General features: G+C 72.3%; 17 protein-coding genes. 11 read left to right on the top strand and 6 right to left on the bottom strand.

Going from position 1 to position 18667, the window contains the following annotated elements:
• Positions 1–226: 226 nt before the first annotated feature.
• The 4 genes from J2Z30_RS01080 to J2Z30_RS01065 are packed head-to-tail and all read left to right on the top strand — an operon-like array spanning position 227 to position 4205.
• Complete coding sequence (locus J2Z30_RS01080) at positions 227–649, top strand: GntR family transcriptional regulator (RefSeq protein WP_044577047.1); 423 nt, start codon at positions 227–229, stop codon at positions 647–649.
• Positions 646–1578 carry an ABC transporter ATP-binding protein gene (locus J2Z30_RS01075; protein ID WP_044577050.1) on the top strand — a complete coding sequence of 311 codons (933 nt, stop codon included), beginning with the start codon at positions 646–648 and terminating at the stop codon, positions 1576–1578. The genes J2Z30_RS01080 and J2Z30_RS01075 overlap by 4 nt, the downstream gene beginning before the upstream one ends.
• Positions 1575–2648, top strand: coding sequence for an ABC-2 membrane transporter-related protein (locus J2Z30_RS01070; RefSeq protein ID WP_044577053.1), 1074 nt, complete (start codon positions 1575–1577; stop codon positions 2646–2648). The genes J2Z30_RS01075 and J2Z30_RS01070 overlap by 4 nt, the downstream gene beginning before the upstream one ends.
• 57 nt (positions 2649–2705) lie before the next feature.
• On the top strand, positions 2706–4205 hold the full coding sequence (locus J2Z30_RS01065; protein ID WP_044577056.1) for a glycosyltransferase family 39 protein: 1500 nt from the start codon (positions 2706–2708) through the stop codon (positions 4203–4205).
• Between the two features lie 58 nt (positions 4206–4263).
• Here the strand turns inward: J2Z30_RS01065 and J2Z30_RS01060 are convergent, their stop codons facing one another.
• Both J2Z30_RS01060 and J2Z30_RS01055 read right to left on the bottom strand, forming a co-directional pair.
• Positions 4264–4737 (bottom strand): PPOX class F420-dependent oxidoreductase, encoded by a 474-nt coding sequence (locus J2Z30_RS01060; protein ID WP_044577059.1) that lies wholly within the window; start codon positions 4735–4737, stop codon positions 4264–4266.
• Positions 4738–4857: 120 nt separating this feature from the next.
• Positions 4858–5745 (bottom strand): hypothetical protein, encoded by an 888-nt coding sequence (locus J2Z30_RS01055; RefSeq protein ID WP_044577062.1) that lies wholly within the window; start codon positions 5743–5745, stop codon positions 4858–4860.
• 241 nt (positions 5746–5986) lie between these two features.
• On the opposite strand from J2Z30_RS01055, the gene J2Z30_RS01050 reads away from it, so the two are divergent.
• The gene (locus J2Z30_RS01050; protein WP_044577065.1) at positions 5987–6784 is read left to right on the top strand and encodes a S1 family peptidase; all 798 of its coding nucleotides are present in this window, start codon (positions 5987–5989) and stop codon (positions 6782–6784) included.
• Positions 6785–6847: 63 nt separating this feature from the next.
• Here J2Z30_RS01050 and J2Z30_RS01045 read toward each other — a convergent pair whose 3' ends face one another.
• Positions 6848–7234, bottom strand: a complete 387-nt coding sequence (locus J2Z30_RS01045; protein ID WP_044577068.1) for a VOC family protein — start codon at positions 7232–7234, stop codon at positions 6848–6850.
• A 717-nt stretch (positions 7235–7951) separates the two neighbouring features.
• On the opposite strand from J2Z30_RS01045, the gene J2Z30_RS01040 reads away from it, so the two are divergent.
• Together J2Z30_RS01040 and pepN are read left to right on the top strand one after the other, a co-directional pair.
• Complete coding sequence (locus tag J2Z30_RS01040; RefSeq protein ID WP_044582083.1) at positions 7952–8338, top strand: chorismate mutase; 387 nt, start codon at positions 7952–7954, stop codon at positions 8336–8338.
• Between the two features lie 79 nt (positions 8339–8417).
• On the top strand, positions 8418–11039 hold the full coding sequence (gene pepN, locus J2Z30_RS01035) for an aminopeptidase N (protein WP_044577072.1): 2622 nt from the start codon (positions 8418–8420) through the stop codon (positions 11037–11039).
• A 78-nt stretch (positions 11040–11117) separates the two neighbouring features.
• On the opposite strand, the gene J2Z30_RS01030 is transcribed toward pepN, so the two are convergent.
• Positions 11118–11696 carry a TetR/AcrR family transcriptional regulator gene (locus J2Z30_RS01030; RefSeq protein ID WP_044577074.1) on the bottom strand — a complete coding sequence of 193 codons (579 nt, stop codon included), beginning with the start codon at positions 11694–11696 and terminating at the stop codon, positions 11118–11120.
• A 207-nt stretch (positions 11697–11903) separates the two neighbouring features.
• Positions 11904–12524, bottom strand: a complete 621-nt coding sequence (locus J2Z30_RS01025) for a dihydrofolate reductase family protein (protein WP_044577075.1) — start codon at positions 12522–12524, stop codon at positions 11904–11906.
• 82 nt (positions 12525–12606) lie between these two features.
• Here J2Z30_RS01025 and J2Z30_RS01020 point away from each other — a divergent pair, with 82 nt between their 5' ends.
• From J2Z30_RS01020 to J2Z30_RS01010, 3 genes are all read left to right on the top strand, one after another.
• A complete protein-coding gene (locus J2Z30_RS01020; RefSeq protein ID WP_044577076.1) occupies positions 12607–12843 on the top strand; it encodes a hypothetical protein in 237 nt (78 codons plus the stop codon).
• A 176-nt stretch (positions 12844–13019) separates the two neighbouring features.
• Complete coding sequence (locus tag J2Z30_RS01015) at positions 13020–14420, top strand: pyridoxal phosphate-dependent decarboxylase family protein (protein ID WP_044577078.1); 1401 nt, start codon at positions 13020–13022, stop codon at positions 14418–14420.
• Positions 14417–15904 carry a lysine N(6)-hydroxylase/L-ornithine N(5)-oxygenase family protein gene (locus J2Z30_RS01010; protein ID WP_044577079.1) on the top strand — a complete coding sequence of 496 codons (1488 nt, stop codon included), beginning with the start codon at positions 14417–14419 and terminating at the stop codon, positions 15902–15904. The genes J2Z30_RS01015 and J2Z30_RS01010 overlap by 4 nt, the downstream gene beginning before the upstream one ends.
• 36 nt (positions 15905–15940) lie before the next feature.
• Here the strand turns inward: J2Z30_RS01010 and J2Z30_RS01005 are convergent, their stop codons facing one another.
• Positions 15941–17737: a bifunctional metallophosphatase/5'-nucleotidase gene (locus J2Z30_RS01005; RefSeq protein WP_044577080.1), complete on the bottom strand. Its 1797-nt coding sequence runs from the start codon at positions 17735–17737 to the stop codon at positions 15941–15943.
• 105 nt (positions 17738–17842) lie between these two features.
• Between J2Z30_RS01005 and J2Z30_RS01000 the strand changes: the two genes are divergently transcribed.
• Positions 17843–18583: an SIMPL domain-containing protein gene (locus J2Z30_RS01000; protein ID WP_044577082.1), complete on the top strand. Its 741-nt coding sequence runs from the start codon at positions 17843–17845 to the stop codon at positions 18581–18583.
• The last annotated feature ends 84 nt before the right edge of the window (positions 18584–18667 follow it).

Here is an 18667-nt window from a genome sequence, read left to right as displayed (position 1 = left end):
CCGGCCGCGCGGCGCCTTCCCCCTCCCGACCGGGGGAAGGCGCCGCGTGGCGTTTTCGGCTGACGTTCTCTCGGACCGGCTGACCAGGCCGACTGGCCAGGCCCGCTGACCAGGTCGGCTGACCAGGCCGACTGACCAGGCCGACTGACCAGGTCGGTTGACATTCCCTCGGGCTCACTCCACCATCATTCCACTAACAGATTAGTGAAAGGGTGGTGGAGGGCGGATGGTCGAATACCGCATCGACCGGCGCAGCGGCATCGCCACCTATCTGCAGATCGTCCAGCAGACCAAGCAGGCGCTCCGCCTCGGACTGCTGGAGCCCGGGGACCGGCTGCCCACGGCCAAGGAGGTCGTCGCGGCCACCGCCATCAACCCCAACACCGTCCTGAAGGCGTACCGCGAGCTGGAGCGCGAAGGGCTGGTCGAGCCCCGGCCGGGTCTTGGCACCTTCGTCCGCCGGTCGCTGGCCCGGCCCGGCGCCGCCGCGGACTCACCGCTGCGCGCGGAGCTCGCCGACTGGACCGACCGGGCCCGCGCCGCCGGGCTCGACCGCGAGGACGTGACGGCGCTGGTGGCCTCGGTCCTCGAAGAGCGTTTCGGCGAGACCGCCGCCCCCGGCGAGCGTGGACACAAGGAGAACGGGTGACCGACGAGATCGACGCGACCGGCGCGCTGGAGGCGTCCGGGCTGGGCAAGAAGTACCGACGCGGCTGGGCCCTCAGAGACGTCGCCTTCCGGCTGCCCGCCGGGCGGATCTGCGCCCTGGTGGGCCCCAACGGCTCCGGCAAGAGCACCCTGCTGTCCCTCGCCGCCGGACTGCTGACCCCGACCACCGGCACCGTGCGGGTCTTCGGCCGGCCCGCCTCCGACCCCGGCACCCGCGAGCGCATCGCCTTCGTCGCCCAGGACAAGCCGCTCTACCCGCGCTTCTCCGTGGCCGACACCCTGCGCCTGGGCCGGGAGCTCAACCCCCGCTGGGACCAGAGTGCCGCCGAACGGGTGGTGGCGGAGGCCGATGTGCCGCTGTCCGCCCGGGTCGGCTCGCTCTCCGGCGGCCAGCGCACCTGTGTGGCCCTCGCCCTCGCCCTCGGCAAACGCGCCGATCTGCTGCTCCTGGACGAGCCGATGGCCGATCAGGACCCACTGCGCCGCCGCCGGATGATGGGCTCCCTGATGGCCGAGGCCGCCGAGCGCGGCACCGGCGTGGTCATCTCCACCCATGTACTCGCCGAACTCGACGGCGTCTGCGACTACCTGCTGCTGATGGGCGGCGGCCGGATCCGTCTGGCGGGCGGGACGGATGCCCTCCAGGCCGCCCACCGCCTGGTCACCGGCCCGAGCGCGACCGGCGGCGGAACACCGGACGCGCTCGCCCGCCACACCGTGGTCGAGTCCCGTACGACGGGCCGTCAGCTCACCGCGCTGATACGCCCGGAGGGCGCCCCGGCCGGGGACGGCTGGATCGTCACCGAGCCCTCCCTCGAGGACGTGCTGCTCGGCTATCTACGCGCTCCCGACGCTCCGCCGATGTTCACGGCCGAAGCGCGCGCGACCGTTACGGAGGTGGGGGCATGAGCTCGATCGGTATCCGGCTCCGGGCACCCGGCGCACGGCTCCGCGCCCGAGGGCTGGTGTGGCTGGTGGCGCGCCAGCACCGGGCCGCCCTGTGGGCGGGCCTGGCCGTGGTCGTGGCGATCGCCGCGTACATCGTCTGGCAGCGCGCCGAGATGATCGGCTATGCGCGGGCGCACAACGTCCAGGGCTGCGCGGACTGGAACTGGAAGGCGCTCTGCCACGGCAGGGAGATCAGTTCCGAGAAGGGGGCCAACCCGACGGCCGAGGTGTTCCGCCACCTCACCGACACCTACCGCACACCGCTGCTCCACACCGGACGGCTGCTCATCGCGTTGCCCGTGTTGATCGGCGTCTTCGTCGGCGCGCCGCTGTTCGCCCGGGAGCTGGAGACGGGCACCCACCAGATGGTGTGGACCCAGTCCGTCGGCAGGACCCGCTGGCTCATCGCCAAACTCGCGCTCCCCCTCGTCGCCGTCACGGCCGGCACCTCGGTCCTCGTGGCCTTCTACACCTGGTGGTGGCGGGTGGCCCGGATCCAGTTCCAGGACGTCGCCTGGGGCACCGCCGTACCGTTCGACGCGACCGGCCCGGCGGCGGTCGCCCTCGCCCCGCTGTCCTTCCTCATCGGCGCGGCGGCCGGGCTGCTGCTGCGGCGCACCCTGCCCGCCATGGCGGTCACCCTGGGGGCCACCGCCGGTGTCCAGTACGGGCTGAACGCCCTGCGCCCCCATCTGCTGACACCGCGGACGATCGTCGACGAACCCGACGCCTCCGGCCAATACGCGACCACCCCCCTTCGGCCCCTCTTCAACGCGTGGCGTGGCATCGGCGACGGCTATCTGAGCCGGTCCGGGGAGAAGATCCCCCTGGAGCGCTGCTCGTCCGCCGTCGGTGCGCACGGCTGGGACCGCTGCTTCGCCCGGCTCGGCGCCACCGACAGGTGGTACGAGGAGGTGCACCCGGCGAGCCACTACTGGCCCATGCAGTGGATGCAGGCCGGGATCTGCCTGGTCGCGGCCGTCGCGCTCGCCGCCCTCTGCGTGTGGTGGATCGGCCGCAGACGGGCCTGACCGGCGCCACTTTCCTCCACCAGCAGCCCTTTCGCTCCGATCGGAGTTCCCCTTCCCATGTCCATCTCGCCTGCCCTCGACACCGCCGGGGCCAGTCCACGCGCCCACCGGGCGTCCCCGGAGCCCCCGGCCTCCCGCCCCGCCGGGCGTACCGGGCGCGCCGCCGTCGGGCTCGCACCGGCCGGGCTGGCGCTGGCGCTCGGCCTGTGGGGGATCCGCCGCGAGAACAGCATGTGGCGGGACGAGTCGACGACGTATCAGGTCGCCCACCGCGGCGTCGCCGACATCTGGCATCTGCTCGGCCAGGCCGATGTCGTCCACGGCCTGTACTACCTGCTCATGCACGGTGTGTTCGCCCTCTGGGACGGTGGTCTCGTCGCCCTCCGGCTGCCCTCCGTGCTGGCCATGGCCGCCGCGGCCGCCGGGGTCGGCCTGCTCGGGCAGCGGCTCGCGGGGACCCGCGCCGGACTCGCCGCCGGGCTGGTCTTCCCGCTGTTCCCGGTGGTGCAGCGGTACGCGCAGGAAGGGCGCTCCTACGCCCTGGTCTGCGCCGTGGTCGTCTGGGCCACGCATCTGCTGCTGAGCGCCGTGGCCAGGCCCCGCAAGCGGACCTGGACCGGCTATGCCGTCGTCGCGGCACTGGCCTGTCTGCTGCACGAGTTCGCGATCCTGGCCGTCGCCGCACATGGCGTGGCGCTCTACCGGGCCCGGGTGCCGGCGGCGCTGGGCTGGGCCTGGGGCCAGGCCGCCGCGGCGGCGGGCTTTGTGCTGGCCCCGCTGGTGATCGTCAGTCAGCAGCAGGTGGCGCTGGTCGGATGGATCTCACCCCCGGGCACGAGTCAGCTGCTCGGCTTCGGCGTGCCCGCGCTGGCGGGCGTCCTGTGCGCCAGGGCGCCGGGACCGGCGCGCGGGCCCATCGCGCTCGGCGATCTCGCGCTGCCCCTGCTGATCCTGCCCCCGGCCGTGCTGATCGCGGTGTCGTATCTGCACCCGCTGTACGTCGACCGCTACGTGATCTACGTCTACGTCGGCCTCGCACTGTTGGTGGGCGCGCGGCTGGAGCGGCTGCTGCGCACCTCCCCGGCCCCGAGGACGGCGGCCGCCGCGCTGGCGGTGGTGGCGGCGGCCGCCCTGCTCCCGTACTCGGCCCAGCTGCGGACCCCGCAGAGCCGCATCGACGACACCATGGCCGCCGCACGCGCCGTACGGGAGCTGAGCCGGCCCGGCGACGGCGTGCTCTTCATGCCCGCCCGCCGCCGGGAGCCGATCATGTCGAGCCCGGGGGACTTCCGCGGGCTGGAGGAACTGGCCCTGGCCGAGCGCCCGGTGCCCTCGGGCACCCTGCACGGCATCGAGCTGCCCGCGCCGCGCATCCGGATCCGGATGCTGACGGCCCGCCGGATCGTCACGGTCAACGACTCGCCCGGCCAGCCACTGGACGACACCCCTCAGGAGAACGTCAAGCGGGGGGTGCTGAAGAAGTACTTCCAGCGGTGTGCCGTCAGGGACGTCACGGGGATGCGGATCGTCCTGTACGGGCGCCCCGGCAGCTGCTGATCCGGCGCCCCGTCAGCTGCTGATCCGGCGCCCCGGCACGTGCTGATCCGGCGCCCCGTCAGCCCTCGTCCTCCACCAGCCGGGCCGGGAAGCCGCCCGTGGCCACTGGGCCCCAGCGCTCGGGGGTGACCCGGATCAGCGATTTGCCCTGCTTGCGCATGGCCTCGCGGTACTCGTCCCAGTCCGGGTGCTCGCCCGCGATATTGCGGTAGTACTCGACCAGCGGCTCGACGGACTCCGGGGTGTCGATCACCTCGGCGGTGCCGTCGATCTGCACCCACGGGCCGTTCCATTCGTCGGACAGCACGACGAGGCTCACGGCGGCCTCGCGCTTGGCGTTGCGCACCTTGGCGCGCTCGGGGTAGGTGGACATCACGATCCGGCCGGAGTCGTCGACTCCGCAGGTCAGCGGGGACGCCTGGGGCGAGCCATCCGTCCGGCGGGTCATCAGCAGCGCACGGTGGCGCGGGCGTACGAACTCCAGCAGCTCGTCGAGGCCGACTTGGGTGTTGGTGGCGATGGAGGGGCTCATGCAGGCGAGCGTACGACGTCGAGCGCACTCCAAGGCCGTACGGCGCCGCGGACCCGCGCCGCGACCTCGCCGCGGACCTGCGCCGCGTCCGAAGCCGCGTTCACGTCGTCCGGCGTCGCGTCATGTGTCGCACTCCAGCACCGTACGGCACAGCCCGCAGCGGGCCCGCAGCCGCCCGCGCACCGGGACCCGGATGCGCTGACGGCAGGTCGGGCAGGGGAAGGAGACGCTCAGCGGAGGGCCGGCGTCGAAGGCGTAGTCCCCTCCGGTGGGGGAGGGGTGGCCGGACTGGGCCGACCGGCGGTCCTTGGCGTAGCGGCGGCGGCCGGTCCAGCCGGCGGCGGTGAGCGGCGGCCGGGCCTGCTCGCGGCGGGCCAGCGCCAGCCCCTTGGCGTACGCCTCGTACGCCTGCGGAGAGGTGAACCAGGGGGAGGGGTCCTCGTCGAAGAGCAGCGCCCGCATGGCCAGGACGTAGCCGAACTCCTCCGGTGTCAGATAGCCCAGTTTCTGGCTGGAAACCGAGTCCTGGCGATAGGCGTCGAGCAGCAACCAGCCCGTGCCGAGATAGGCAGCGGTGGTGTCGGTGAGGATTTCGTTGTCGCGTGTGCCGGGGAACGACAGGTCCAGGCGGTGCAGATACACATGTGTGACCTCGTGGGCCAGGGCCGCGCCGATGTCCCGGCGGTGGGTCTTGAAGCGGGAGTTGAGCTCGATGAAGTACTCCGGGCCCGCGGCCAGCTCCACGTTCCCCGCGTGTCGCATCTCCCGGAAGCTCACGATCATCCGGGCGTCGGGCAGCCGCAGATGCTGCACCATGACCCGGGCCACCCGCTGTACGCCCAGGTAGAGGTCGTCCTGGTCGGAGAAGGCCACATCGCCGGGGACCACGCTGAGTCCGAAGGTGTCCACCGTGTCGCGGGACAGGCGATGGTAGAGCGCGGTGATCGCGGCCCGGACGGTGTCCAGGTGGGGATAGCCGTGCTCGATGTCGCTGCCCGGTGCCGCCACGCCGTCACCCCGTGCCCGTCGCCAGCCGTGCGCCCTGTCTCACGTCAACCTTACGGTCGTTCGGTGGGGCGGTGGGTAGGCCGCGCTGGCTGGAAACCGACCCTTGTCACCCCGTTCACCCGGTCCACATAATCACAGGGCGTTTTACCGGCTCATCCACGGGATTTCGGAGAGGTTTCCGGATTTTTTGATTGGCATGAGCCTGACATGCGCCTCGAACCCCCCACGAAAGGACAGTCCGTTGCGGAACACGCTGAAGCACATCAAGAGAGCCTCGGCCCTCGGCGCGGTCGCCCTCACCGCCTTCAGCCTCACCCCCGGCAGCGCCAACGCCCAGGCCACCGGCCCCGAGCCCAGCCCCTCCGTGGTCGGCGGCACCCGCGCCGCGCAGGGCGAATTCCCCTTCATGGTCCGGCTGTCCATGGGCTGTGGTGGTGCCCTCTACACCCAGGACATCGTCCTCACCGCCGCCCACTGTGTGGACGGCAGTGGCGCGAACACCTCCATCACGGCCACCGCGGGCGTCGTGGACCTCCAGAGCTCGAGCGCCATCAAGGTCAAGTCCACCCGGGTGCTCCAGGCCCCCGGCTACAACGGCACCGGCAAGGACTGGGCGCTCATCAAGCTCGCCAAGCCGATCAACCAGCCCACCCTGAAGATCGCCGAGACCACGGCGTACAACAAGGGCGACTTCACCGTGGCCGGCTGGGGCGCCGCGGTCGAGGGCGGCGGCCAGCAGCGCTATCTGCTCAAGGCCAGCGTGCCGTTCGTCGACGACGCCACCTGCAAGTCCGCCTACGACGAGCTCGTCACCGGCGAGGAGATCTGCGCCGGAAAGATGGCCGAGGGCGGCGTGGACACCTGTCAGGGCGACTCCGGCGGCCCGATGTTCCGCAAGGACGACAGCGGCCAGTGGATCCAGGTCGGCATCGTCAGCTGGGGCGAGGGCTGCGCCCGGCCCGGTAAGCCCGGCGTCTACACCGAGGTGAGCACCTTCGCCAAGGACATCAAGGCGGGCGCGACCCAGCTCGGCGGCTGACCCCTCCTCAGCATCGAGAACACGGAGAGCTGACCGGGGCGGCGGCCATCGGGCCGGTCCCGGTCAGCTCGGTTCCATCTGTCCGTAGCAGATGCAGAACGGGTGCCCGGCCGGATCGTTGAAGACCCGGAACCCCGAGCGCTCCCCGCCGCTGTCGTGCAGGAACGTCGCCCCGAGCTCGATCAGCTCCCGCTGCGCCCGCTCCGCGTCCGCGCGCGTCTCCACGTCGAAGTCCAGATGGATCTGCTGCGGGTGGGCCGGGTCCGGCCAGCGCGGCGGCTGGTGGTCCGGCGCCAGCTGGAAGGCCAGCTTACGGCCGTCCTCGGCGGTCAGGGTCGCCCACTCGGGATCGCTGTCGTCCACCCGCCAGCCCAGGATCTCGCCGTAGAAGGCGGCCAGCGCGGCGGGGTCGGGGCAGTCGATGACGGTGCACTGAAGTGTCGCGATCATGTGGGGACCCTACGGGGCGTCCGCCGGATCACGCGGCGGAGCCGCATAGCGATGCTCTCCCCGCCCCGCCCCTTCCCGCAGCGTCGGTATGCGGCTGCGCCGTGTGGCGGGGTTTCGCTCTCGGGGGTCTGGGGCGGGTCCCCGCTTTCCCTTCCCGCAGTGTCGGTATGCGGCTGCGCCGTGTGGCGGGGTTTCGCTCTCGGGGGTCTGGGGCGGGTCCCCGTTTTCCCCTTCCCGCAGTGTCGGTATGCGGCTGCGCCGTGCGGCAGGGGCTTCGCCCCCGGGGCCTGGGGCGGAGCCCCGGTGTGGGGTCTGGGGCGGAGCCCCAGTTGTGGGAAGGGGCGGGGAGGGGAACAGCCCGCCGCAGGCGCCAAAACCCGGCGGATACCCCCTAGCCCGGAACGGCTCGGTCCGGAGTGGGCCGTGACGAAAGTCGGACCGAAAGTCGGGTCGGAAGTCGGGCCGGAGGTGGAACCTCTCCCCGCCCAGGCGCCTCCTCCACGGTGGAGGCGCCGTACCGGGAGCGGTCCTCCACCACGACCGCCCCGCCCCCTTCCGCGCCCCCCGCGGGCCGGACCCCGAACCCCCCACAGGGGTCGGGGCGGTCCGAGGGCCCCGGACGCGGCCGACGCGGGCCGAAGCGCCCCCGGGCGGAACCGGGCCCCGGGCGGAACCGGGCCCCGGGGAAAAGTACTCTCGGGAGGCATGACGCACAGCATGAGCGACCACACCGCCGGACAGCCGGCGACGCCGGGGCCCCCCGAGGGGATCGACCCGTCCGTCCTCGACGAGCTGAGCCGGTTGCGCGACAGCATCGACAACATCGACGCGGCCGTGGTCCATATGCTCGCCGAGCGCTTCAAATGCACCCAGCAGGTCGGCCACCTCAAGGCCGCCCACCGGCTCCCCCCGGCCGACCCGGCCCGTGAGGCGCGCCAGATCACCCGGCTGCGGCAGCTCGCCGAGAGCGCCAAGCTCGACCCCGGCTTCGCCGAGAAGCTGCTCAACTTCATCATCGCCGAGGTCATCCGGCACCACGAGACCATCGCGCGCTCCGACAACGGCCCCGAGGGGACCGAGGGGCCCGAGGGCGCACTCCGGTAGTGCGCTCGGGCGGCCGTCCGCCCCGGGCAACCACTTCCCACCCGTGTGCGGCCCGCCGCACGTAGGGCAGCATGTCCCCATGTCCGTACTGACGCGCGAGGAAGCGCAGAACCGAGCCCGCCTCATCGAGGTCCACCGCTACACCATCGACCTCGACCTCACCCGCGGGGAGGAGCTCTTCGGCTCCACCACGACCATCCGCTTCAGCGCGCGCCAGGCGGGCGCGGACACCTTCGCCGAGCTCCAGCCGGCCGCCCTCCACCGCGCCGTGCTCGACGGCCGGGAGCTCGACCTCACCGGCGAGACCGCCGAGGCGCTCGCGGGCGGCCGGCTCCCGCTCACCGGGCTCGGTGAGGGCGAGCACGAGCTGCGCGTCGAGACCGACATGCGCTACTCCCACACCGGCGAGGGCATGCACCGCTTCACCGACCCGGCCGACGGTGAGACGTACCTCTACACCATGTGCTGCATGTCGGACGCGAACGACGTCTTCACCGCGTTCGACCAGCCCGACCTCAAGGCCGTCTTCGACGTCCGCGTCACCGCCCCGCCCGAGTGGACCGTCCTCGGCAACGGCATCGCCACCCGCGTCGGCGCCCCCGAGGAGGGCCGCTGGCAGCTCGCGCCCACCCCGCCCATCAGTACCTATCTGATGGCCCTGGCCGCCGGCCCGTACCACTCGGTGCGCACCGAGCACGCCGGACTCCCCTTCGGGCTGCATGTCCGCCGCTCCCTCGCGCCCTACCTCGATGCCGACGCCGACGAGCTCTTCGACATCACCCGGCGCTGCTTCGACCGCTACCACGAGATCTTCGAGGAGCCGTACCCCTTCGACTCCTACGACCAGGCGTTCGTCCCCGAGTTCAACTCGGGCGCCATGGAGAACCCGGGCCTGGTCACCTTCCGCGACGAATACGTCTTCCGCTCCGCCGTCACCGACGCCGAGCGCCAGACCCGCGCCATGGTCATCGCCCACGAGATGGCCCATATGTGGTTCGGCGACCTCGTCACCATGAAGTGGTGGGACGACATCTGGCTGAACGAGTCCTTCGCCGAGTACATGGGCTACCAGATCCTCACCGAGACCACCCGCTACACCGACACCTGGGCCGACTTCGGCGTCCGCCGCAAGAACTGGGGCTACGACGCCGACCAGCGCCCCTCCACCCACCCGGTCGCCCCCGCGCCCGAGCTGGTCCCCGACACCGCCGCCGCCCGCCTCAACTTCGACGGCATCTCCTACGCCAAGGGCGCCTCCGCGCTGCGCCAGCTCGTCACCTGGCTCGGCGAGAAGACCTTCCTCGACGGCATCAACGACCACTTCACCCGGCACCGCTTCGGCAACGCCACCCTCACCGACTTCATCGACTCCCTCGCCCGCTCCTCCGGCCGCGACGTCCACGCCTGGGCCGACCGCTGGCTGCGCACCACCGGCGTCGACACCCTCGCCCCCGTCGTCACCGCCAACGGCGACCGCTGGAGCGCCGAGATCCGCCACCAGGGTGGCGACCCGGACGGGGGCGCCCCCGCCAGGCGCCCGCACCGCATCGCCATCGGCCTGTACGACCACGCGCCCGCCGCCCCGCACCAGTTGGTCCTGCGCGAACGCGTCGAGGCCGAGCTCGACGGCGCCGAGCCTGGCCTCAACCTCTCCTTCACCGGGCCCCGTCCCGATCTGCTGCTGCTGAACGACGGCGACCTCACCTACACCAAGATCCGGCTCGACCCCGCCTCCTGGAAGGCCGTCCACCGCTCGCTGTCCGGCCTCCCCGACGCCGTCAGCCGCGCCGTGGTCTGGAACGCCGCCCGCGACATGGTGCGCGACGGCGACCTCCCGGCCACCGACTACCTCGAGGCCGCCCGCGCCCATCTGCCGCACGAGACCGACATAGCGATCGTCCAGGGCGTCCTGGCCTTCGCCCGCACCCAGATCGCCGACCGCTACCTCCCCGCGGACCGGCGCCCCGCGGCCCTGGCCACCATCAGCGCCACCTGCCGCGATCTGCTGCGCCGCACCGAGGACGGCTCCGGGGACGGGCTGCGGCTCGCCGCCGTCCGTATGTTCATCGGCAGTGCCACAGCGCCCGCCGAGCTCAGCGACTGGCTCGACGGCGACACCGTCCCCGGCGGCCCCGCCCTCGACCCCGAGCTGCGCTGGCAGATCCTCGGCCGCCTCGCCGTCCTCGGCGCCGTCGGCCCCGCCGACATCGACGCCGAACGCGCCCGCGACTCCAGCGCCACCGGCCAGGAGGGCGCCGCCCGCTGCCGGGCCGCCCTGCCGGACGCCGCCGCGAAGGAGGCCGCCTGGCAGACCCTCTTCGGCGGCGGGGAGGACGACCAGAAATCCGACGACCAGAACACTGACGACCAGAACACCGACGGCCGGGGGGCCGAGCTCTCCAACTACCTGGTCGCCGCGACCGTCGCGGGCTTCTGGCAGCCCGAGCACCACGACGTCCTCGCCGGCTACGTACCGCGCTACTTCCCGGCCGCCGTCGCGCTCGGCGCCCGCCGAGGCCCCGCCATCGCCGACACCGTCGCCCGCTTCGGCTTCCCGAGCACCGTGGACGCCGAAACCCTGCGCCTGGGCGAGGAGTGCCTCGCGTCCCCCGCCGCCGTACCCGCCCTCCGCCGCCGCCTCGCCGACCAGATCGACGACCTGCGGCGCGCCCTGCGCGTACGGGAGAAGCAGGGCGAGTGACCCCGCGCCGACGGGGACGGCGAGGGCGCTCGGTCGCCCCGCCGTCCCTGCCGCGCGGTCATGGCGTGGGGCCGGTGGTCAGCTCGGGGTGTCGGCGAGCCGGGCGATGAGGAAGTCGAGGCGCTCATCCTGAGTGTCCGGGGGAATACGGCCGCTGTCCGACAGGACGGCCACGCCGTGCAACGCGCTCCAGATGACCTCGGCGAACAGTTCGCGTCGTGCGTTGTCCGGGCGGAAGCAGCTGACGAACTCGTCGAAGGCCGCGCGCAGTTGGGGCGGCGTCTCGGCGTGCGCGAACTTCACGTCGGTCGGCATGACGAACATGGCCTGGTAGAGGGCGGGCCGCTCGGTGGCGAACTCCAGGTAGGCGCGGCAGACGGCGTGCAGGGCCTGCCCTGGCTCGGGGGTGGCCGACCGGGCACGGCCCAGGTGGGCGGCGAGTTCGCCGAAGCCGTCGATCGAGACGGCGCGCACGATGGCGTCCTTGCCGCTGAAGTGGCTGTAGAGCACGGGCTGGCTGTACTCGACGCGCTCGGCGAGCCTTCGCGTCGTCACCGCCTCCCAGCCTTCGGCCTCGGCGAGTTCGCGGGCTGCTGTGATGATCAGCTGATGGCGTTGGGCACGCTCACGCTCACGGCGCTCTTTGATGGCGGACATATCGACATCCTAGCGGTGCTAGGCATCCTACCGAAGGTATGGCTGTCGTCGACACGACAACTAGCGTCGCTAGCACTCCAAGGTGGCCGTCTACGGCGTCTACGGCGTCTACGGCGTCTACGGCGTCCGCGGTGGCACCGCGGTGACACCGCGGTGGTGACGCCGGCGATCAGCGTGCTCCTGCTCATCGCATAACCGCCGCCGGGCTCAGGACAGCACGCGATAGGTCACATGCGTGACCAGACTCGCCGACCGTGACGTCACCTGCTCCAGTCTCAGCGGCGGGACGCCCTCGAACAGCCGCGTGCCGGCGCCGAGCGTGAACGGCACGATGTGCAGCCGCAGCTCGTCGATCAGGCCGGCGGCGAGGTACTGGTTGATGGTGGTCGCGCCGCCATGGACCGAGACCTCGCCGCCGCCGGCCGCCGCGCGTGCCCGTGCCAGCGCCGCCGCGACTCCGTCGGTGACGAAGTAGTACGTGGTGCCGCCGTCCATCGGCTGCGGCTCGCGCGCGTGGTGGGTGAGCACGAACACCGGTGCGTGGAACGGCGGATTGCCGCCCCACCAGCCGTTCCACCGCCGATCCCACGCGCCGCGCACCGGGCCGAACATGTTGCGCCCCATGATGAACGCCGCGGCGGCGGTCATTTGGTCGACCTCGGCCCGGTTCTCGTCGGGGGTGTCGAACATCCAGGCGTGCAGTTTGTCGCCCGAGCCATCGCCGCCGTCGTCGCCGAACGGGCGTTCCTCGGTCTGGTCGAGCCCGGCCGAGTACCCATCGGCCGAGACCGTGAGGTCGCAGATCACCCTGCCCGTTCGGTCGATCATCGCTCTCTCCTCCTCATGAAACAGACACAGCATGACGCGATGCCAGTCTCATCCCGGTCCGGGCACGGGGCAGACTGACGGCATGGATCGAGGAGCGCGCCGCCAGTGGATGCTGAAGGTCGACGGGGAGGGGTTCGAGGTCGCTGAGCGCGCCGGCGAACCCGGGACGTACGACTTCACATGGCTGACCGGGCCGAACCCGGGATACGGCTTCACCACCGGTGTGCACGGAGCCGACTCCTTGAGCACCCGGGAACTGGAGGAGGCCGCACGGGACTTCCTCGGCCAGGTGGACCCCGGGACGGGGCACATCGAGTAACCGGTCGGACCGGACGGGGCGGCAGACCCGGGGCGGCCCGCCCCGCCGATCAATCCGCGGGGCCGGGCCGTACCACGTATGGGTGCACTTGACCCCGACCCCGGATCGGACCGCTGGCGCGCGAAGTAATTTAGGCAGCCCTGACCGCCGCCCAGACACCCCCTAGGGGCACACCCATGCCCGTGCCCGCATCCGGAACCGCCCGCCTCCTCGCCGGGGGCCAGAGCGGACCGGGCGTGCTCCGCCCGATGGTCGACACCGTCCTCGAGGCCCTCGCCCACGGCGCCGCCGACCGCGGTGGGCCCCTCCCGGCCGGGGGACCGGCCGCGGTGGCCCGGCGGATACGCGGTGCGGCCCGGCCGCTCATCCCCGACGAGGGGGAGGGGCCCCACCACGCGCTGCGCAGCCTCGTCCGCGCCCTCGCCCATGGCGCCGCCGAACCCGCCGACCCCCGCTGCACCGCCCATCTGCACTGTCCGCCGCTCGCCGTCGCCGCCGCCGCCGACCTCGCGGTCTCCGCGCTCAACCCCTCCCTCGACTCCTGGGACCAGGCCCCCGCCGCCTGTGCGCTGGAGGCGCTGACCTGCCGCGCCCTGGCCGAACTCGTCCACCCCCACGGCGCCGACCCGGACGCCCTCGTCACCACCGGCGGCACCGAATCCAACCAGCTCGGCCTGCTCCTCGCCCGCGAGGCCGCCCAGGGCGCTCCGCTCCGTATCGTCCGCGGCGCCAACGCGCACCACAGCGTCCAGCGCGCCGCCTGGCTGCTCGGGCTGGACGAGCCCCTCACCCTCCCCACCCCCGGCGGCGTCCTCGACCCGGTCGCGCTCCACACCGCCCTCGACCGGCCGTCCGGCGTCCCCACCCTCGTCATCGCCACCGCCGGCACCACCGACACCGGGGCCATCGACCCGCTCCCCGACATCGCCGACGTCTGCGACCACCACGCCGCCACCCTCCACATCGACGCCGCCTACGGCGCGCCCCTGCTGTTCAGCGACACCCTCCACAAACGGCTCCACGGGCTCGACCGCGCCCGTACCGTCGCCCTCGACCTGCACAAACTCGGCTGGCAGCCGGTGGCCGCGGGCCTCCTCGCCGTGCCCGACGGCGCCGCGCTCGAGGCGCTGGCCCACCACGCCGACTACCTCAACGCCGACGACGACACCGAAGCGGGCCTGCCCGATCTGCTCGGCCGCTCACTCCGCACCACCCGCCGCCCCGACATCTTCAAGATCGCCGTCACGCTGCGGGCGCTCGGCCGCCGCGGTCTCGGCGAGCTCGTGGATCACGTCTGCGCGGCCGCCCGGCACCTCGCCGACCTCATCGAGGCCCGCCCCGGACTCGAGCTCTACGCCCGCCCCACCATCAGCACCGTCCTCTTCCGCCCCACCGGGGCACCGCCCGCCGCCGTCGCCGCGCTGCGCCGCCGCCTGCTCCACCACGGGGCGGCCGTCCTCGGCCGCGCCGCCACCCCCGAGGGGCTGTGGCTCAAGGCCACCGTTCTCAACCCGCACATCCAGCCCGACGATCTGCGCGGGCTGCTCGAACTCGTGGAAGGCGACACCACCCCATGAGCACCGCACAACCCCCCAACCCCGCCGCTGATCCCGCTTCCACCGCCGACCGGCCCGTGGACCTGGCCGGTATCGGTATCGGCCCGTTCAACCTCTCCCTCGCCGCCCTCGCCCACGGTGTCCCCGCCCTGCGCACCGCCTGCTACGAACAGCGGCCCGCCTTCCACTGGCACCCCGGCCTCCTCATCGACGGCGCGACCATCCAAGTCCCCTTCCTCGCCGACCTGGTGACTCTCGCCGACCCCGGCAGCCCCTGGACCTTCCTCCAGTACCTCAAGGCCCATGAGCGGCTCTTCCCCTTCTACGTCGCCGAGCGCTTCCACATCGAGCGCGCCGAGTACGACGCCTACTGCCGCTGGGTCAGCGAACAGCTCCCCGGACTCCACTTCGACCACCGCGTCGACGCCGTCCGCTGGGACCACGAATACGAGCTGTTCGAAATCGACTTCACCCGGCTCGGCCCGGCCGCCGACGCCCCCGCGCCGCATGCGACCGGGACCGACGAGGAGGGCAGGGCCCTCGGCCGCGTCTACGCCCGCAACCTCGTCCTCGGCGTCGGCACCGAGCCGTACGTCCCCGAACCCCTGCGCCCGCTCGCCGACGCCCCCAACGTCCCCGTCCTCCACTCCTCCGACTACCTCGAACACCGTGAGCGGCTCCTGGCCACCGGCCATGTCACCGTGATCGGCTCCGGCCAGTCCGGCGCCGAGGTCTTCCTCGACCTGCTGCGCAACCGCCCCCTCGGCGCCGAAGGGCTCCACTGGATGGCCCGCACCCCCGCCTTCGCGCCCATGGAGTACAGCAAGCTCGGCCTGGAGCAGTTCAGCCCCGACTACACCCGCTACTTCCACACCCTGCCGGAGCCCGTCCGCGACCAGCTGCTGCCCCGCCAGTGGCAGCTCTACAAGGGCATCGCCCACGAGACGCTCGACGCCATCCACCACGAGCTCTACCGCCGCGCCATGCACTCCGACGGCTGGCCCGGCGCCGTCCTCACCCCGGGTGTCACCGTCCGCACCGCCGGCCGTATCGCTGCCGCCCAGCTCGAACTCCACCTGGAACACACCGAGCAGGGCACCCGGGCCCGCCACACCACCGAGGCCGTCGTCCTCGCCACCGGCTACCGCGAGCGCCGCGTCGAGACCCTCCTCGCCGCCCTCGACCCCTATATCCGCCGGGACGCCTCCGAGCGCCCCCGCGTCGACGCCGACCACCGTCTGGTCCTCGACCCCATGATCAAGGGCTCGGTGTACGTCCAGAACGCCGAGCGCCACACCCATGGCGTCGGCACCCCGGACCTCGGCCTCGCCGCCTGGCGCTCCGCCGTCATCCTCAACTCGCTGCTCGCGGAACCCGCCTACCGGCTGCCGTCCCGCACCGCGTTCACCGTCTTCGGGCTCCAGCCGTCGGGGCGGTGCGGCACCGTCGTCGGCAACCCGCACCTCCCCGACCAGCGCGCCCCCCTCACCCCGACGCGCACCTGACCGCGCCGGGGCACGCCTCGTCCTGCGAGAAGCGAACTAGAACACCGGAACGCCGTCGCGGGTCAGCTTCCAGTCCACCGACCCGAACTCCGGCACATCGATCGTCCCCTTCGCCTGCACCCAGGCGATGATCGTGTTCCGGATCTCCTCCGAGTTGGCCCACACCTGCTTCGCGGAGGCCACATGCGGGAAGTTGCCGCCCCCGCTCGCCCGGTAGTTGTTGACCGCCAGCACGAACTGCGCCTTCTCGTCGACCGGCTCGCCGTCGAAGCCGAGTTTCGCGATCCGCGAGCCCGGCGCCTTCGCGATGTCGATCTCGTAACGGAGGCCGCCGACCGCGTCGTAGTTGTAGTCCGGGATGTCCGAGGCGTTCGTCAGCTTCGCGGGGTCCACATCGCCGCCCGCCGGGGTCTGGACGTAGTAGCGCGCGGAGAACTCCAGATAGTCCTTGAGCTGGGCGCCCGTCAGCACCCTCGCCTCCAGGGTGTTCTCGAACGGGTACAGCCCCGCCACCTGCCGGATCGTGACCTCCCCGGCCGGGATCGCCGCCGTACGGGAGAAGCAGGACGCCTGAGAGAGCACCGGCAGCTCCGCGTACTCCGTCCCCGCCAGCGCCGCCTTCACCGTCTCCGCCTGCACATGGTTGATGAAGTCGACGATCGGCGCGTCCTTGTACGGCGCCTCGGTGGCCGCCATCGCCGCCGAACAGGTGCCGATGACCTGGTTCACATAGCCGACGACCTTCTTGTGCTCGGCGTCGAGCAGCCGTACGATCCGCGGGTCCTCCCCGGCCGTGCTGGAGTTCAGCACCTTCGCCGACACCGACGCCACCTGCCAGCGGCCCCGCTCCCACTCCAGCTCGAAGTCGAAGAGGGTGAGCCGCTGACCCCACTTGAGCGGTTCCGACAGCACGACCTCGCGCCCGGTCTCCTTGTTGACCACCCGTGACTCGGGAATCTCCACATGCGCGTGGCCCACCAGGATCGCGTCGATCCCCGCCACCTTCTCGGCCACCAGCGCCGCCGCGTTCTCCACATACGGCACCTGATCGCCGTAGCTGGAGGTGCCGCTGGTCCCCGAATGTGCCGAGACGATCACCACGTCCGCGCCCATCGACCGCAGCCGCGGCACCCACTTCGCGGCCTGCTCCTCCAGGCCCGGGAAGGTCATCTTGCCCTGCACATTGACCTTGTCCCAGATCGCGATGCCCGGGTTGGTCAGCCCCAGCACCGCCACCTTCACATCCCGTCCGCAGGGGGTGCGCAGCCGCGTCATCCAGTACGGCGGAAAGGCGGGCCGCAGCGTCTTCGCGTCCAGCGCGTTCGCCCCCAGCAGCGGGAAGTCGCACTGCTCCTCGAATTTCCGCAGCACCGGGATGCCGTAGTTGAACTCATGGTTGCCCAGCGCCGCCGCGTCATAGCCGATCGCGTTCATCGCCTGCGCCATGGGATGCACCGGGCCGCCTTCCCCGGTGATCGGGTCCACCCGGGCGTAGTAGTACGACAGCTGGGTGCCCTGGATGGTGTCGCCCGCGTCGATCAGCAGCGTATTGCGGCGCCCCTTCTCCTTACGGACCTGGTCGACCAGCGTGGAGATCTTCGCCAGGCCCACATCGTTGTGCGCCGTGTCGTCGAACTCGGCGTCGGTGAAGTAGTCCCAGTTGAAGACGTTGCCGTGCAGATCGGTCGTGCCCATCACGGTGAAGGCGTACCGCCGCCGGGGCCGCTCATGGCCTCGCGCCTCCGCCGGGACGGCGGCCGCGGCGGAGGCGAGGGCGGCCCCCGCACTGGTCGCCGCGGTGCGGCCGAGGAACTTCCGACGGTTGAGCGGCATGGCTGATCTCCCCTGAGATACCTGCGAATTGGGCACAACGCGCGTAGATTCTGGCCCAACCGCACCGCTTCGCACCAGCCCTCGCGCATCTGACCGGGAGCCGCCATGAATCAGCCGCCCCAGCCCGCCCGGCCCGGCCCGCCGCCGCAGCCCGCCGCCCCCGTGCCGTACGGCACCCCCGAGACCCCGCGCGTCGCCGTCCGCGGCGAGGCGACCCTGGAGGTCGACCCCGAGATCGCCCGGCTCACCGTCACCGTCAGCGCCCGCGGCGCCGACCGGCGCGCCGCCCTGGAAGACCTCACCCGTCGCAACAACCAGGTCCTGGAGCTGGTGAAGTCCTACGGCGAGGCGCTCGAAAAGCTGGAGACCGGCGCCTTCTCGGTCACCCCGGAGATCAACCCCAAGAGCCGCCATGAGCGCGTACGGGCCTATCACGGCCGGGTGCACCTCACCGCGACCCTCACCGACTTCACCGCCCTGGGCGAGCTCACCACCCGCCTCGCCGACCTCGAGCTCACCCGCGTCGACGGCCCCTGGTGGGGGCTGCGCCCCGACTCGCCCGCCCATGGCCGGGCCCGGCAGCAGGCGGTGCGCGAGGCGGTGCAGCGGGCCCGCGAGTACGCCGGAGCGCTCGGCGCCCGGCTGGTGGCGCTCACCGAGCTCGCCGACCTGGAGGCGGAGGAGGGACCGTTCCAGCCCGTGGCCGTCGCCGCCCCGCGCGCCCGGTCCGGCTACGGCGGCCCCGCCGACCGGGACGCCGTGGCCGCGCTCGACCTGGAACCGCAGCGCCAGACGGTGTACGCGCACGTCAACGCGCGCTTCACCATCACCCCGCCCGAGCTCTGAAACGCCCATTCCGGAGCCCCGGAACCACCCTCCGAAACGCTCATCGGAGCGACCCACTGCACGTTTCATTAGTTGTCAATAACC

This window comes from Streptomyces iranensis, from assembly GCF_017874715.1.
In the GTDB taxonomy this organism is placed as follows: domain Bacteria; phylum Actinomycetota; class Actinomycetes; order Streptomycetales; family Streptomycetaceae; genus Streptomyces; species Streptomyces iranensis.
Note: the sequence above shows the minus strand (reverse complement) of the source record. Positions and strands in the feature narration are given on the sequence as shown.

What these genes read in the sequence shown, in the direction of transcription:
- J2Z30_RS01080 (WP_044577047.1), top strand. Translation starts at nt 227, where the DNA reads ATGGTCGAATACCGCATCGACCGGCGCAGCGGCATCGCCACCTATCTG.
- J2Z30_RS01070 (WP_044577053.1), top strand. Translation starts at nt 1,575, where the DNA reads ATGAGCTCGATCGGTATCCGGCTCCGGGCACCCGGCGCACGGCTCCGC.
- J2Z30_RS01065 (WP_044577056.1), top strand. Translation starts at nt 2,706, where the DNA reads ATGTCCATCTCGCCTGCCCTCGACACCGCCGGGGCCAGTCCACGCGCC.
- J2Z30_RS01060 (WP_044577059.1), bottom strand. Translation starts at nt 4,737, where the DNA reads ATGAGCCCCTCCATCGCCACCAACACCCAAGTCGGCCTCGACGAGCTG.
- J2Z30_RS01045 (WP_044577068.1), bottom strand. Translation starts at nt 7,234, where the DNA reads ATGATCGCGACACTTCAGTGCACCGTCATCGACTGCCCCGACCCCGCC.
- J2Z30_RS01040 (WP_044582083.1), top strand. Translation starts at nt 7,952, where the DNA reads ATGAGCGACCACACCGCCGGACAGCCGGCGACGCCGGGGCCCCCCGAG.
- pepN (WP_044577072.1), top strand. Translation starts at nt 8,418, where the DNA reads ATGTCCGTACTGACGCGCGAGGAAGCGCAGAACCGAGCCCGCCTCATC.
- J2Z30_RS01030 (WP_044577074.1), bottom strand. Translation starts at nt 11,696, where the DNA reads ATGTCCGCCATCAAAGAGCGCCGTGAGCGTGAGCGTGCCCAACGCCAT.
- J2Z30_RS01025 (WP_044577075.1), bottom strand. Translation starts at nt 12,524, where the DNA reads ATGATCGACCGAACGGGCAGGGTGATCTGCGACCTCACGGTCTCGGCC.
- J2Z30_RS01020 (WP_044577076.1), top strand. Translation starts at nt 12,607, where the DNA reads ATGGATCGAGGAGCGCGCCGCCAGTGGATGCTGAAGGTCGACGGGGAG.
- J2Z30_RS01015 (WP_044577078.1), top strand. Translation starts at nt 13,020, where the DNA reads ATGCCCGTGCCCGCATCCGGAACCGCCCGCCTCCTCGCCGGGGGCCAG.
- J2Z30_RS01010 (WP_044577079.1), top strand. Translation starts at nt 14,417, where the DNA reads ATGAGCACCGCACAACCCCCCAACCCCGCCGCTGATCCCGCTTCCACC.
- J2Z30_RS01005 (WP_044577080.1), bottom strand. Translation starts at nt 17,737, where the DNA reads ATGCCGCTCAACCGTCGGAAGTTCCTCGGCCGCACCGCGGCGACCAGT.
- J2Z30_RS01000 (WP_044577082.1), top strand. Translation starts at nt 17,843, where the DNA reads ATGAATCAGCCGCCCCAGCCCGCCCGGCCCGGCCCGCCGCCGCAGCCC.